This is a genomic window from Ignavibacteriales bacterium (genome assembly GCA_016700155.1).
In the GTDB taxonomy this organism is placed as follows: domain Bacteria; phylum Bacteroidota; class Ignavibacteria; order Ignavibacteriales; family Ignavibacteriaceae.
Window position 1 is genome coordinate 4116897 of record CP065001.1, and the last position, 16440, is coordinate 4133336.

General features: G+C 36.6%; 13 protein-coding genes. All 13 read right to left on the minus strand.

The window, feature by feature from the left end; all coding sequences use genetic code 11:
- Positions 1–467: 467 nt before the first annotated feature.
- The gene (locus IPM56_17265) at positions 468–1592 is read right to left on the minus strand and encodes an FIST C-terminal domain-containing protein (protein QQS35964.1); all 1125 of its coding nucleotides are present in this window, start codon (positions 1590–1592) and stop codon (positions 468–470) included.
- 21 nt (positions 1593–1613) lie between these two features.
- Complete coding sequence (locus IPM56_17270) at positions 1614–2777, minus strand: FIST C-terminal domain-containing protein (GenBank protein QQS35965.1); 1164 nt, start codon at positions 2775–2777, stop codon at positions 1614–1616.
- A gap of 31 nt (positions 2778–2808) precedes the next feature.
- On the minus strand, positions 2809–3513 hold the full coding sequence (locus tag IPM56_17275) for a hypothetical protein (GenBank protein ID QQS35966.1): 705 nt from the start codon (positions 3511–3513) through the stop codon (positions 2809–2811).
- Between the two features lie 63 nt (positions 3514–3576).
- Positions 3577–4980 carry an MFS transporter gene (locus IPM56_17280; GenBank protein ID QQS35967.1) on the minus strand — a complete coding sequence of 468 codons (1404 nt, stop codon included), beginning with the start codon at positions 4978–4980 and terminating at the stop codon, positions 3577–3579.
- 92 nt (positions 4981–5072) lie between these two features.
- Positions 5073–5501: a hypothetical protein gene (locus tag IPM56_17285; protein ID QQS35968.1), complete on the minus strand. Its 429-nt coding sequence runs from the start codon at positions 5499–5501 to the stop codon at positions 5073–5075.
- 42 nt (positions 5502–5543) lie between these two features.
- Positions 5544–6011, minus strand: coding sequence for a hypothetical protein (locus IPM56_17290; GenBank protein QQS35969.1), 468 nt, complete (start codon positions 6009–6011; stop codon positions 5544–5546).
- Positions 6012–6061: 50 nt separating this feature from the next.
- Positions 6062–6526, minus strand: a complete 465-nt coding sequence (locus IPM56_17295; protein QQS35970.1) for a nuclear transport factor 2 family protein — start codon at positions 6524–6526, stop codon at positions 6062–6064.
- Positions 6527–6585: 59 nt separating this feature from the next.
- Complete coding sequence (locus IPM56_17300) at positions 6586–7071, minus strand: RidA family protein (GenBank protein QQS35971.1); 486 nt, start codon at positions 7069–7071, stop codon at positions 6586–6588.
- Positions 7072–7117: 46 nt separating this feature from the next.
- On the minus strand, positions 7118–7510 hold the full coding sequence (locus IPM56_17305; GenBank protein QQS35972.1) for a hypothetical protein: 393 nt from the start codon (positions 7508–7510) through the stop codon (positions 7118–7120).
- A gap of 275 nt (positions 7511–7785) precedes the next feature.
- Positions 7786–12039 (minus strand): response regulator, encoded by a 4254-nt coding sequence (locus IPM56_17310; GenBank protein QQS35973.1) that lies wholly within the window; start codon positions 12037–12039, stop codon positions 7786–7788.
- Positions 12040–12158: 119 nt separating this feature from the next.
- Positions 12159–13310 carry a T9SS type A sorting domain-containing protein gene (locus IPM56_17315; protein QQS35974.1) on the minus strand — a complete coding sequence of 384 codons (1152 nt, stop codon included), beginning with the start codon at positions 13308–13310 and terminating at the stop codon, positions 12159–12161.
- Between the two features lie 102 nt (positions 13311–13412).
- Positions 13413–14495: an AraC family transcriptional regulator gene (locus IPM56_17320; GenBank protein ID QQS35975.1), complete on the minus strand. Its 1083-nt coding sequence runs from the start codon at positions 14493–14495 to the stop codon at positions 13413–13415.
- A gap of 286 nt (positions 14496–14781) precedes the next feature.
- Positions 14782–16281 (minus strand): T9SS type A sorting domain-containing protein, encoded by a 1500-nt coding sequence (locus IPM56_17325; GenBank protein QQS35976.1) that lies wholly within the window; start codon positions 16279–16281, stop codon positions 14782–14784.
- Between the last annotated feature and the right edge of the window lie 159 nt (positions 16282–16440).

The following is a 16440-nucleotide window of genomic DNA, read 5'->3' on the forward strand; positions in this document are numbered from 1 at the left end:
TATTCTACTTTACCCAATAACTGTACTGAATCTCCCTGGATTGTTGCATTGGTTGCAGCAGCAGTCCATGATGGAGGATTATCAAACATCTGAGCAACTCCACAACGTACCGGGATTATGTTTAAGATTTTAAGTTGAACAAAAAACTCACTAATGGTATCGAGAAGATTTTCGGAATTATGCATGGCCATCGCTTTTGAGCGAACGCGCTCAAGAGCCGCTTCAATTTCAAGTTCATGGTTTTGTTCTTCAACAGCTTTTCTTTTCTGCTCAAGTTCTTCGATTGTTTCTTCAAGAAGGATTGCTGTTGTCTTTTTTACCTTCTCAGTTCTTTCAAGTTTAAATGCTGTTATCTCTAATTCTTTGTCTGCTTCTTTTACAGCTTTTAAAAGATTTTCCTTCTGTTCATTATCCAGTTTTTCAGATTGCTGAATAAGGTCGAAAATGTTTTGAAGTTTTTGATTCATTTATTTTTCTTTTAATGCAACCCAGCTTACTGTGGTTCCGTGGAATTCCGGTCGGGTATCATCCAACTTGCCAAATTCACCAAGAGAAAAAAAGCCAGCCATCGGTTTATTCCAGGTAGCAGCCAAACCCCCTATTTCTGAAGCTACCATAGGCCCTAATGAGGACAGCCTGCCTACACAGGAAAAAACCAGCAAAGCATCGGCATCTGGTAATTCATTTTCTTTTATGCTTCTTGTGCTTTCTATTACGGTATCAATTACCTCCAGATCAGGCGGAAGTGAAAATCGAAATATGGAACCTTCTTCTACAGGAGCGCCTAACATCACGGATTGGTCTTCCTTATTCCATAGTACAATAGGCCGCATAATTGGTTTTCTTGCTTCTCTTTGAAACTGTAACGGATAACTGTCAAGTCCGTCTGATTTATTACTTGTCAGCATTTCTGTTCCAAGAAATTTCTTTATCACATCCATGGCCGGTTCATTGTCTATCGTAAAAACCCAGTTGCCTTCGCTTTTCGTGATCTTCTTTTCTGTACCAACAGGTTTCCATCCCGATACAGCGGCTCCCTTAATATCAATTTTATCTTCATCCAAGATCAATGCTATTAATCCGGAATTAGTTTTTGATTGATTGGTAAAGAGGGTACCAGTAAAGTTTATATGTTCTCCCGCCACACCACCTATAACCGTAACATCCATTCCTGCTTTACTTAATAAACCTTTTATCACTTCTTCACCTGGAATTCTTATATCAACAGAGGAAATAATAAATGCAGGATAATCAAAAGAATTTTTGCCTTCTTCTCCCGCTTTGCTGGCGCATTTATATGCAGAAGCTGAATTGTAGTCTTTTAAAACCAACTTAAAACCAGCAGGATTCATATCCAGTAGTAATACAACGATAGCCTCAGAGTCAATTCCATCTTCACTAAATTTTTCAGAAGTACTTGCACCGAAGATAGTTATGCTCTCCACGTCGAACATGGCGATAATGGTATCGATCTCTTTCACTTCTGTTAAGAATACAAAAGCCAGTGTTGGCTTAAATCCATCTTCCATACTTTCTGCAAGTGCAGATTTAATTTCTTCCGGTGATTTACCTTTTATTGATTTTGCTTTCATACTAAATACTATTTTTATTAATTATTTTTCTTTTAATGCAACCACGCAACAGGCATTATTGTGATATTCATTTTTCCCGGTTTTAGCCTTTCCATATTCACCATAAGTAAAGAAACCAGCCATGGGTGCATTCCAGATTTTTTGTACCTGCTCTATCTCATCCTTTACTACCATCCCAAACGCTAAATGCCTGCTCACACATGAAAACATGATAAGTGCGTCAGCTTCTTGTTGTGCGTCATCTTTAATGGTTTTACAGTCTGCAACCACTTTTCCAATGGAATCAAAATCAGGCGGCATTGAAAATTTAATTTTTGAACCCTGAGGCACTCTTCCGGAACAAATCAGTGAACGATCTTCCTTGTTGGCGAACATGGCTGTACGTATGACGGGATCTGCATTTTCCCTTTCCAGTTCCAGTGGATAATACCAGGAGCTCAGGAATGTCGTGATGTCCGTTTCCACATCCTCTTTGATATCCACACCCAGGTAATTCATCAATATATCCAGCGCTGGTTTATCGTCAATGGTATATACGGTATTCCCTTCACTTTTTGTAACTGTTTTTGTGGTGCCAATAGCCTTCCACCCGCAGGTAGCTATACCTTTCACATCTATTTTATCTTCATCAATAATCAGCGCTACGAGTGCAGAGTCTTTACTCTTTCCATTGGTAAAAACAAATGTTGATTTGAGTTCCAGATCATCTCCGGCTTTCCCGCCAAATATGGTTACTTCCCTTCCTTCAGGTGTTGAAGATTTTTCAAACTCTTGTATAATGCCTTCAACAAATGGTTCCCCATCCATTGAAACTCCACTGTTTGCTATTATAAACGCAGGATTAGTAAAAATCTTTTTCCCAGTAGCAGCGAACTTTCTGGCGTCGTCGAAGGCAGTCTTCTGGCTTGTTTCTATTAATTCAATTTTGAACCAGGCGGGGTTCATGTCGAGCAACAGAATTGCAGTGCTGCCCCCTTCTACCTCGCCATCTATAAATTCACCTGCAGTAGTAGCGCCAAATATTTTTATATCTTTTTTTTCTAAGATTTCACAAATCAAATCACGGTCTTGTTTTACTGATAAAAAAACGATTGCTAGAGTTGGTTTAAATCCATCAGCCATACCCTCTAATAGTGAAGATTGAATTTCTTCAGGTGATTTTCCTTTAATTGATTTTGCTTTCATTTATAGAAACCTTTTAACGTAAATGATATGATTAAAGAATTTCATTATTTATTTTTTTTAATAGTTCATCAATTTCTGCAATGGTATTTGCTAACACATTTTGATACCACTGCAACTGTATAAGGTGAAAATAAATATCATCCAATACTTTAGATAATTGAGCGTTGTCCATTTTGTTAAAGTGTTTGGTTCGTCTTTCATGAATATACTTTTCACTTAAGAGGGTCCATCTATCATCGAGCATATTAGCATTATCAATTAATCTTGGATACGTTGAATTGTATAATTTGATTAAAGTGCGAATGAGCTCTTTATTTTTATAGGTATTAATTTCATTTCCAGCTATGGCAGACTGAAAAGAACCGGATATGGGATAAAAGGTGCGTTGCCCAACAAAAAAATACTCTTGAAGTAATGAGTCGGTATAATTTTTATCGGGTTTAGTAATGTTGGCAATATAATTATTCAACAGGTTGTAAGCTTCTATTTTGGGTTCAATAAGATTCAATATCAATTCCATATATTTTCTATCCTGTGCCAGATCATTTTTAACACCTTCAATAAATTCTGTTTCGGTAATATCTTGCTTTCTTGTCTCATTCCAATTATTAATCTGTAGAGCAATGAGTATTCCTATTACTACGAGAATAATTTCCCCAATAGCGTACCGCAAATAAGCCATTACTTTATTTTCAGATACCAGTTTTTTTCTGATATTTCTGAAGAATCTTATCATTATTTATTCTCTTCAATATGATTTCATTTAGCTATTATTGTGTTCAATAAAACTAATTGTTTTTTATTTCGATTCTGCTTCGGCGGTGTTTTTGATGTGATCAGAAACCGTAATTGAACCCTCCGTGGATTCATTATACCTGAGTTCCAATTCATCTACTCGTTTCTGATGTTGTTCAAAGTTAATGAATCTCATTAGTATAAGCATTGTAGCCGCAAAGAAAATATATGCAAGTATCACAAACTCCCAATCAAGAAATCCTTTTAATTGTCCCATAATTGCTGCACCTGCAGCTAAACCCAGATTTGATATCGCCATATAAAGTGTAAACTGAGTTACTGAAATCCGCTTCCAGCATAATTGCATCGCTGAGGCAAAAATTGCAATGGTAGTAAATGTGACAAGTGTATAAAAGCAGATTATAAATGCTGTTATAAAAACTTCACTCTGCCAATAAACTCTGAGAAATGACATTGAGCCGACCAATAAAATTAAGATAACCAGATAGATAGAGATCATTTTTACTTTACCGAAATAGTCTATCAGAAAACCGCCAATGATCATTCCAAGAATTCCGGAAATCAAATTTGCTGTCGCAAAAATTTGAGAATAATGAGTGTCCGCCCATCCAAGATGCTGAACTGTAAATACCGGCAATACAGTATCGATCAATCCGCGTCCTGTTGAAAAACTGAATGCAGCAACACCCATCATAAAACTTACCGGCAGGAAAAATACTTTAATAAGACTTTTGAAAATAGACTTCCAGCTATGAAGCTGAATTTTCGCCGCAACTTTCGAAGCTTCCCCATTTGTCCACGGCAATAATTTTTCGCCCGGTCTTTCCCTCAGTAAAAGAGGAATGATAATTATTAAGGATACAATTATAGAGAACGATATTATTGCGTAGAAGTATCCATGCTCGCTCATTATCCAGCTGCCTGTAGCAACGGCACCGCTAATTCCAAGTGTTTTTGAACCCCACATTAATCCATTTGCCCTGGCCTGCTGATTTACAGGTAATATATCAATTGCCATTCCGTCCACGGCAATGTCCTGAGTAACTTCAAAAAAACTAACGATGAAGCCAAGTATCATTAATAAATATAAATTATCAAGCGGGTGAGCAATAAGAGACATCGAGAAAAAACTTAAAATTAAGCCAACCTGGCCAAATAATACCCATGGTCTTCTTCTTCCCATAGCAAGAAAAGTAAACCTATCCATTATCGGAGCATTTATGATTTTCAAACTCCAGGGAATACCAATCACGGCTACGTATGAACCTATTTCCGTAGGGCTCTTTCCATTCATAGCCAACCACGCCGGTATGGCATACCACAACAATCCTTCAGGAATTCCCTGTGCAATGTAAAGTGCAGAAAAAGTAAAGTACCTGAAAAAGCTACTTTCAGATAATGATGGAAGCGATTTTAAATTAATCTGACCGGATTTCATTGAAAGCATTTCAGTCCTTATAAAAGTGTAGGAGATTTCTAAATAATAAAGATGTCATCTCTTTTACAGATGACATCTTTGTAAACCATGCTTTTATACTTTTATTTTTTAGGGGGAACGGGATACTGACCGCGGATTGTATAAATATTATCCTTGTGCGCGTGAAAATGTTTTACTACTTCCGCAAACGCGCCGGGGTGACGTTTATTTCCCCGGGCTACATACTCATCCCAGAATTTGTCGAATGAAGCCATGTCTTTTGCAGTATACCAGAAGTTAAGATTCCATTCATCTCCCCAGTTATGCACAAACTGTCCGAAACTATAAATGTAACCTTCGTCAACAAGTTCTTTCAGGATAGGAACAAATATTGAATCAACCAGTTTGTTTACTTTGCCTGTTTCGCTCATTGGAACCATGTTAAAACTTGTAATAAGCAAAGGGCGATCATCATTCTGAGCAAAGTTTTTTTCACCAAAGGTCAGGACAATCAAAAATAAGACTGCTGAGATTTTAATTAATTGTTTCATCGCACTCACTCCTTTAATTTTTTTGTTGATGTTATTTTAAATTTAATTCATCGGCTTAAGTTTGATTTCGCGAAAACTTTTTGTGCCTACATAAGTTCGCATAGCAAATCGCTTATCAGTCATTGAACGCATTTTATCTTCATCTGTAGTTTTAAAAAACTTTTCTCTTATAGCTTTCATTTTATCTTCATCGCCCTGGTTGTAGTCATACGCATCGCCAAAACTTTTATAAATGTTAACAACAGCAATATCCCAATCGTCCTCGTTTGCGGGTTGATTCAAAAGGATTGTATAACCAACTATTAATCCCTGTTTAACGGCTTCTTCCTGTTGAGGGAAAAAATTTGTGCGCAGATATTCCATATAAGCATCGAACTGTCCCGGACTTGTTCTATAAAAACTTACCACTCGAACATTTCCTTCTGTAAAATGTTCCTGCGCAAATGATGTTGAAGAATAAATGCATATCAGCATTATAAAAGCGAACACGATCTTTAATTTCGAAAACATAACGCATCTCCTTTTTTGAAAATTATTTTGTTTACTGATAAATGTTTTCACTAATCATTTTTTATTTCGCCGCCGTGATCCCCGACCAGCATCCACTTACCGTTTTTCTTCATGAGTATATCCGTCCAGCGTCCTCTTTCGGTATTTGGTTTTCCATCAGGGCTTTCAGTTACCTGCACATAGTAGTAATGTGCGTAGGCGAAATCTCCATTAACCCAAATTTTGGATGGTGTGATTATGTAATACTGCATTTTACCTTTAGTGAACCAGTATGCTAATGATTTTTTTGCTTCTGGTTTTCCGCCAGGTGTTTCGTTTTCATAAGACCAGCCGAGATATGAATCATCAAAATAATCCAGGAACGACATTGGATTACTTGAACCGCTTGCAGCCCAGTACTCTTCTATGCCCGCCCAAACTGATTTTTGTTCGGGTGACCATTGCTGCGCATTACTGATCTGTGAAAAGAGAATTATTGAAAAGAACAAAACGAACATTGAAAGTGACCGCTTCATAACTACTCCTTTATGATTTGTGAAATTATTTTTTGAACGGGGAATTACTATTTAGAATATCATTTGGACTTGTGTGCTTCCAGCTCTATTTCGATCATGAACTCCGGCAGGGCTAATCCTTTTACTTCTAGCCATGTTCCTGTGGGAAAATTCTTTTTATAAATATCATTCCTGTAACCGGATTGATTTAAAAACTCCGCCATGTTGGTTGTGAAAATATTTTCAACGACCACATCATCGAATGTATAGCCGTAGTGAGTTAAAACTTTTTCAAGATCGGAATAACAATTTTTCATCTGCTGTTTAAGATCACCGACTGCGGTTGGGACCCCTGCATCATCCATACTTACAGCACCCGATATAATCAGGTAATTTCCAATTCGCACAGCATGTGAGTAGCCAAAAGTCTTTTCTGCTTCTGGACGCAACAGAAAATAGTCATGTGTTTTTGATACTTCTGTTGTCTGTTTTGTTTTTTCATCATTGGTACACGAACTGAATATTATAGCGAATGAGAACAGCAAAATTGTTATACGAATTTTCATTCTGTTACTCCTGTGTGGTTTTAAATAGATAGACTATTTGTTTTCTTCATCTTCCGTTAAGCCATAACTCAAAACTTTTATTTGATTCTCCGGGCGGATAATTCCAGTCGGGTTTTAATCTTAAACCGCTGCTGCTTCTCCAGATAAATTCCGTTACTGTATTAATATCTTTTGCGTTTATAATTTTGACTGCTATGAGTTTTTCATTTCCAGCTTCAATCTTTATCAGTTCTGATTCAATGTTTTGTACAAGAATTGTGTTGTGAATTATTTCTGCCTGTCTTGGATCGTAAGTTGCCCAGACGATGCCATTAATACCCGACAGAAAAATATTTTCATCGAGAGTAATTGAAAGCTCTAAATTAGAACCCGCCGGTAGTTTTGGGAAGTTGCTATCACTTATGTCTTTCCACTGGATAGTTTTTAGTGAGTTAAGCAATATTTTTCCTTCCGTCTGATAAATGCCTTTGGTTCGCAGAATATCCACTTTGTTGATTTTGATGGTTTAGTTTTTAAAAAATGACGGGACAAAAGTAGGCGAAAGAGAGTGTGTTATCTTGTACTATTCACGCAATTGTTTGGACTTTTATGTCAATTACAACATTTCTAAGTGTTTCTTAGTGCTCTAAGTGTCTTAGTGGTTAAAAAGAATTAAACTCACCACTAAGTCACTAAGGACACTTAGTTACACTAAGAGTTAAAAACTATGACAAATCATGATGTCCTATATTCAGACGGTGATACACCAAACTGCTTTTTAAACGCCCTTGAAAAATACGCCTGATCGTTAAAGCCAACCTTGTAACAAATTTCTGCAACTGTTCCGGCGTTTTGTTTAAGCAAGTCTGCCGCACGCTGAAGACGGAATGATCTTATTAATTGCCCCGGTGGCTGATCAATAAGCGCATTTAATTTTCTTGTAAGCTGGGAGACACTCATATTAATTTCTTCAGCAAGAATTTCAACACCAAATTCTTCTTCTTCAAATTTAGTTTCAATTGTCTTTGTTACTTTTTCAAGAAATATTTTGTCGACAGAATTTGTCGATACTTCCGATGGTTTGATTACTCTAATTGTGCTGAATTTTTTTCTAAGCCTGGCTCTTTGATAGATTAAATTCTTTACTCTTACTCTTAGTTCTTTCGCACTGAATGGCTTTGTAAGATAATCGTCTATGCCTGTTTCAAGTCCTTCAATCTTGTCGTCAAGCCCTGCCTTTGCCGTAAGCATAATAATAGGTATGTGGCTGGTCTTTTCATCATGCCTGATTTCTTTACTTAGTTGATATCCATCTTTCTTCGGCATCATTACATCTGTTATAATTAAATCCGGAATTTCTTTTTGAGCAATAAGTAATGCTTCCTCACCATTCATTGCTTCACAAATTTTATATTGATCCCCTAACTGTTCGCGAATATATGTACGTACATCAGTGTTATCTTCGGCTATCAGAATAATCTCCTGCTGGCTTTGTGTTGTCGGAGATTGGATATCATCTGTTTGAGACAGAACCGAATCAGGGAGACTAACATCTTCTAAAGTAATTTCAGCAGAAGTTTTGTGTAAAGATAATTCAACTGATTTTTCTTCTTTACTTTTTGTATCACAAACAGGAAGCGTAATTATGAACTCTGTTCCTTTTCCAACTTCACTGTTAACTGTGATTGTGCCTTTATGTAATTCTACTAATTCTTTGGTGAGCGCCAGTCCTATTCCCGTTCCTTCGTGCTCACGTGTGGCAGAGTTATCAACCTGGTAAAATCGGTCGAAGATATGCGGAAGCCTGTCGGCAGGTATTCCAATGCCATTATCTTTGATACTTATTTCAACATAATCTTTTGTATTGTCATCCCGAACCTGCCCGACCGGCAGGCGAGCTTGTTTCGGGATCTCCCATTTTATGGAAGATGCTGAAATAAATTCAGCATGACGTACGATTAATGAAACTTTAATTTCACCTTTTGCATGTGTGAACTTGAATGCATTTGAAATAAGATTAAAAAATATTTTTTCCATCTTATCCGGGTCAAAAGTGAGCTGTATATTTTCACATTCCGATTCAAAACGGATTAATATATTTTTTTCTTCAGCCATGGATTCAAATGAGTAGAAAAGACTTTTAAGGAACGATACTATATTGTGCTGTTCTGAGTTTAACTCCATACTACCGGCTTCGAGTTTAGATAAATCCAATAGCTGGTTAATCAATGTAAGCAGCCGTCTTGCGTTCCTGTTTGCAACCTGGAGTTTTCCTTTTTCTTTTGTGTCAACATCAGATGACATAACGCTTTCAATCTGTCCGAGAATAAGTGTAAGCGGTGTGCGGAACTCGTGTGATATGTTTGCAAAGAAATGCGATTTTACCTGGTCAAGATTTCTGAGTGAATCAGTTTCAACTTTTTCAATCTTTAACTGGTTCTTAAGATTTATCCTGTTCAGTTCATACTGTCTTATCCCGTAAAGACCGGAAAGAAATATTAACCCATATAAAATATAAGCCCACCAGGTGCTCCACCACGGCGGCGTAACAATAATAGTAATCGAGATTCCCTGTTCATTCCACACCCCATCATTGTTTGAACCTTTAACACGAAAAACATATTCGCCGGGAGATAGATTTGTGTATGTGGCTGTTCTTACTGTTCCGGACCTGATCCATTCATTGTTAAAGTTTTCCAGTATGTAAGCATATTGATTTTTTTCAGGTGCCGAATAGTCAAGGGCTGCAAACTCAAGTTGAATAAAATTATCGTCATGCGATAAATTTATTTGTTTTATTTCAGATATGTTTTTCTGAATGGAATTTTCTTTTTCATTTGATGAAGAAGTGTTTAGGATTTTAAATCCGGTTAAAACTATTTCAGGCTTGAACGGATTTTCTTTTATTGAATCAGGATAAAAATAATTTAGTCCGTTTATCCCGCCGAAGAAGAATTCCTCCTTTTTACTTTTATAAAACGCGCCCGTATTAAATTCATTACTTTGCAGCCCGTCACTTACATTAAAATTTCTGAATGATTTTGTTTTAATATTGAAACGCGAGAGCCCTTTGTTGGTGCTTAACCATAGATTTCCTTTTGAGTCACTTAGAATTCCATACACAACATTATTGGGCAATCCATTTTCTTCCGTAAAATGAGTGAATTTTTTTGTTTCGATATCAAGTTTGTTTAGCCCTCCTCCGCCCGTTCCTATCCACAAATATTTTTCTGGTTCATACGGGTCAGCGCAGATTGATTTAATATTATTTTCATTAAGACTTTGAGAATCGGATGCGTCGGTAGAGTATAAAGTCATTGATTCGTTTTTTGAATTGAAATGTATTAGCCCGCGCTTAGTACCGATCCAGATGTTGTTCTGAAAATCTTCATGAATTACGGATCTTATGTTTTCATTACTCTCACGATGTTCTTTTTGCAGTTTATATTTTTTGAATATTCCTTTTTCCTGATCTGTTAAACGGCATAAATAACTTTCTGTTGTGACCCATATTCTTTTTTTTGAGTCTTCTATAACGGCACTTACATTTTTTTGAGGTAAGCCGGATTCGTCATTAATAGTGTGTTTATATAAACGAATTTTTCCTTGCTGCGGGTCATGCCGGAATAATCCCTCCGTTGAACAAATCCATAATTTTCCATCAGATGAATTGATCATAGAAAACCCGCCCGTGTTACCGAATGCCTCAATATCATAAGAACTTTTTTCAAAACTTTTAAACTCACCAGTAGCCCGGTTCCATTTGTACAATACTTCGGTGCTTATCCAGATGTTTTCTTCATCGTCTTCAATAATTGAACGAATGCTGAAACCCGTCACTCTTGAGTCAGGTTCTTTTTTTCTTACATAAGTTGAAAACCTGTTCGCCTTAGGATCATAAATATTTATTCCGCCGCCAGCTGTTCCTACCCAAACAATTCCGGTCTTATCCATACACAAACCTGAAACCAGATTGTAACTAAGACTTTTTGCATCGAAGGGGTCGTTCCTTATGTAGTTGTATGATTTTGTTTTTGTGTCGAAGATCATAAGTTCTGCGGCAGTACCAAGCCATAATTTTCCATGACTGTCTTCAATAATATTTCCGATAACTCCCCATCCATACCTGTACACATCAAAGTGATGAGGAAAAGTTTTGTAGGACTCTTTTTCTCTGTCAAACAAAACCAAACCACTCAAGGTGCCCAGCCAAAAATTTCCTTTGCTGTCTTCATAAATTGACGGAATGCTATTATCACTCGGATCATTCGGCGCTGAGGGATTCTTGCTATTTATAAAATATCTGATGAATGCGTTTTTTGTTCTATCATATTTGCAGAGATTGCTTTCCGTTCCAGCCCATAAAATTCCCTTTGAATCAACGAGAAGAGAATAAATTTTATTACTGCCTATTCCGGACTCTATCTTACTTACTTTAAAAAACCATTGTGGATTTTCAACACGACTTTCTTTTACTGGCGATACTTTATATAAACCGTTGTTGTTTGTGCTGATCCAGATATTTGAATCTGCGTCTTCAACAATCGAAGTGATCTCTGAATTGAAATTTTTATTCTTTACTGAATTCAATTTAATCCGATTGTACGAACCATCACGTTGATTATAAATACTTACATCAGCTTCCCGTGTGCCGATCCAGATTAGTCCGCGGCTGTCTTCAAATAAAAATGAAATATTGTTTGATGAAACAGTTGTTGTGTCGAACGGGTTATGATTGAATACTTTGAAGGAATATCCGTCATAACGGTTTAAACCGTCGGTGGTTCCAAACCACATAAAACCTTTGCTGTCCTGTAAAATTGCAAACACCGCATTCTGTGACAGACCATCATTGATTGTGAGATGCCGGAAATTAATTGGCTGGGAAAAAAGAATGCTGCCGTAGATGTACAGCAGCATAAAAAAAGTTAATGTTACTTTATTAAATGCGGAATAATACAGTGTAAAAGAAAAATTACCGGATCGCATCTCTGTAAATTTTTTCTGAATAATTGTGGCTGAGTATAATTTACAGATTATTTGTTCACATAAACAGGGTCATTTAGAATTTTATTAAAGAACGATATACTTAATTCAAAAATTCTACATCACTTAATCATTAGCATCTTCCTGGTTTCAATTACTCCTGCTGCTTCAAACTTATATATGTAAACTCCGCTTGGTAAATTATTCCCATCAAATGTTATTTCATATTCACCCGCCGGTTTGCTTTCGTTTACTAACGTTGCTATTTCATTTCCGATTGCATCATACACTCGCAGCGACACATGCACTTGGGACGCATAATATGCCTCCCCTACTGTGAATTTTATTTTTGTTGATGGATTAAATGGATTCGGGTAATTCTGTTCGAGTGAAAATTTATTTACTAATTCAGATTCATCATGATTAACTGAAGTTGGATTAAGCACACCAGTTATCATCCGCAAACGTCTTGGGTTATATTCTGATATATATAAAGTGTCGCCTGTTGATGTTGCCGTAATTCCATTCGGCTGGTTAAAACTTGCTGATAGAACATCTCCATCTGTACCGCCGGCAGTGCCATTACCGGCAAATACTGATTGACCACTTCCATCAATTGGTATTTTATAAATACGATTATTCTGATATGCTGTTGCATAAATATTTTCTCCTATCAAAACCATAAATCCAAGCCAGCCCGGAAGATCACCTATCTCGACAAAAGTATTCCCGTTCTCTATTCTGAAAACTTTTCCATCAGTAAAATTACCGATGTACAAAGTTCCGGCTGCATCTTTTAAAACTCCGATTGGTCCGTTTAACGGCGCGCCGGAATAAAGCAATGTTATGTTATTTGAGGTATCAATAACAGAAATACTTGAGTTTGTATAGTTTGCAACGTAAAGCAAACCCTCTGAATCAAAATACAATTCACCCGGATTACTTATTGTTATAAAATCCGAAACAACTCCTTCAGGTGATACTTTACTTATTTTATTCGATGTTGCATTCGGTACATATAAATATCCATCCCTGCCGAATTTTATTCCGTTTGGACTTGAAAAACCTGAAGCAAAAATACTTGTTGTTCCCGATGGAGTAATTTTGGTAACCGTGGTTCCATAGTAAAGCGCGGCATAAATATTACCGTCTTTATCTATCGCCAATCCATCGTTAAATGTGGAAGGACCGGGAACAAGAGTTGAAACAATCTGTGCTGAAACCGGAACAAGCATAGAAAGGAACAGGAAAAATGAAAAAGATACTTTTTTCATGACAACCTCCGATTGATTAATTTTTTTTATGCAAAGTGTGCAATCAGAAGTTTAGAGTCGTTCGGGTTGATAAAACCGAACATATAATTGAGAGATTTTCAGTTATTCTTCATTACCCGCGAGTTTAAAATATTCACTCGGGGTTTGATTTGTCAGTTTTTTAAATGCAGTATTAAAAGTGGTTTTGGAATTGAACCCGGCTTCGAAAGCAATAGCCAGCAAGGTAAGATTTTTGCTTTCCTCCTTTTCAAGTATCTGTTTGAATTCTTCTATCCTGAAACTATTTACATAAGCAAAGAAATTTTTATTGTGCTTTTCATTAATTATTCTTGATAATAAATGAGTGTTAATCCCGCTAATTTCTGAAAGTTCAGTTAAAGTCAGTTTCGGATTTAGATATGGTTTTGTTTCCCTCATAATATTATCAAGTTTGACACTCACTTCATCAATGTTCTCAATGCCTGTCGGTTTTGATTCATATTTTTTAGATGCCGAAACAAAAGTTAGTATTTCGGGATTTGATAATGTGTAATAACCCAAAGTAATTATTGAGCAGGAAAGTGAAATCCAAACAAGCTGATAACCTAAATAATCACCCGATCCTGACGGATCAAAAATTCTGAATCCAATACTAACTGACCAGAAAATTAACCCGGTAACTGTTATCAAAAGTAACAGCCGGTAAAACCTGATCTGTGGCGCGATAGAATTATATCCGTTGCTTTCACTCACATGTTTGTTTAATACCCTGTTGCAGAGCATAACGTAGAACAGATTCTGAAGGATTGCGAATATTTCTATACCTGTAAACACGTTGGCATAATCGCCGGATAAATTTATATACGTTTGCCTATCAGCAATAAGAAACGGGAATATTATTACCAGGTAAAGAAAAGCCGGCACAACATGAACGGAGGTATGAATTCTAAATTCAGATTGGACATTAAATAGTTTTAACAGGTAAAAATATAACAACGGACCAAGCAGGAAGATTATAAAATCACCTAGAAATAAAATTTTGGCATTAAGCAGTGTGAGCGGTTGAAGAGTATAAAAATATCTTCCGAACAATGTTAGTGTGATTATCAAAATAAAATATGAAAGAAGTCTGTTGGCACTGACATTCCCTTTTTTTGATCTTCCAACTGCAATGAAAAGAATAATACCCTGAAGTACACCAAACAAAACTATTATTGATAACCAGTTCAGAAGAAACTCCGCTAATTTTTTTGCGGCTAATTATACTATCGAATAGAAACAAAACAAAGAGCAAAGTTTTGTATGCGGAAATGTTTTTTGAAATAAAAAAATCTGTCCAGTTTAATGAGACAGATTTTATTAGAAATAATTTTCTTTTGTGAAGATAACAGCTTTTTCTATTTAACCATCAGTCCGCCTGGGACTGCTGATAAAACAATGTTTTATTTTATCATCAGCCCCGTAAAGCGGGATTTCTGATTAAACGATTTCCTCATTTAATCATCAACATCTTTTTTGTTTCAACGATATTCCCGGATTCAAGTTTATACAGGTAAACTCCGCTTGATAGATTTCCTGCATCGAATGTTACCTCATATTCTCCGGCAGTTTTGTTTTCGTTAACAAGTGTTGCGACTTCATTACCAAGAACATTATAGACTTTCAATACAACATTTGATGTTTGACCATTCACATTTGCCGGGATCGAATACTTTATTTTAGTTGATGGGTTGAATGGATTCGGATAGTTCTGCTCAAGTGAAAATGATTGAGGAGCTTCAACACTTACTTCTGATTTTAATTCAAAGTATTCGAAGGTACCATCAAAGTCTGTCTGTTTTATTCTGTAAGAATATTTTCCTGCTGAAAGATTTTTATCAACGAAACTATAATTAGTCTGTTCCGTCGTATTTCCTCTTCCATCAACAAATCCGACTTTGACAAAACCTGAATTGTTAACTTTTCTCTCTACCTCAAATCCCCGGTTATTTATTTCACTTGCCGTACTCCATTTTAATGTTACTGAACTTCCGTTTACAGAAGCAGTGAATGAATTAAGTTCAACGGGAAGATTTGGATTATCATATTTAACTATTGTCCCGTTATCACCAACAGTCCATCCTTTACCGCGATGAAGGAAGTAAGCTTCATTCAATGTTGAAGATGAACCGCATGGCTGGCTTGTCCAGATCTGTCCGCCATTTGTTGTAAAGAAAATTGTTCCGGCAATACTTACTCCCCATCCGTTATCGGCATCTTTAAAATAAATTCCGTTAACGTCAAAGAAAATTCCTGAGTTACGTGTGACCCAGTTTTGTCCGCCGTCACTTGTGTAAATAAATGTTGAATTGTTGCCGCCTGAAAATCCAACGTTGTCATTAATAAATTGAATATCGTGAAGATCATTACTGGATACAGATGCTGTTTGTGTTGTCCAGTTTGCGCCGGAGTTGGAAGAGTATCTTATCAGTCCGTCATCACCAACCGCCCAAATCTTGTTTGACCCGGAAGCAGCCGCGCCCCTGAATCTTGTTGTTGTTCCTGAATTAACTAATGACCATGATGCACCATTATCATTTGATACGGCGGCAAGTCCGTTATCACCTGCGGCAAAAACCATGTTGCCGGCACCGGATGAAACTTTTCTGAATTGTTCTGTTGTGCCGCTTGAAACAGGGCTCCATGTTGTTCCTCCATTTACGGTCCTTACTATTGTTCCATTATCTCCAACTGCTATACCAATGTTCGCATCTTTAAATAGAATAGAATTAAGATCGTTTCCTGTTGCCGCGACCTGGGTCCAGTTTTGTCCGGCATTTGTAGTTCTCAATAAAGTTCCTGCATCCCCGCAAATCCAGCCGGTTAGTTCATTTATCATATAAACGTCATTTAATATTTGTGTTGTACCGGAGGTTTGGTACTGCCAGAATTGTGAATATCCAGTGGAATAGATTAAAACAAAAAACAGAATTGTATAAATGAACTTTTTCATAAATCCCTCAAAAGATTAGTTACTGATTGAATTGTTTGAAGATTTAGTATTTACAAAACATAAAATAGTGACAGATTTTTCTTAATAGATTTAATTCCTATACCATTAGGTTAGGTTTGAGTGAAAGAAATTCTTCAAGTGTAAATCACAAAGTATTGA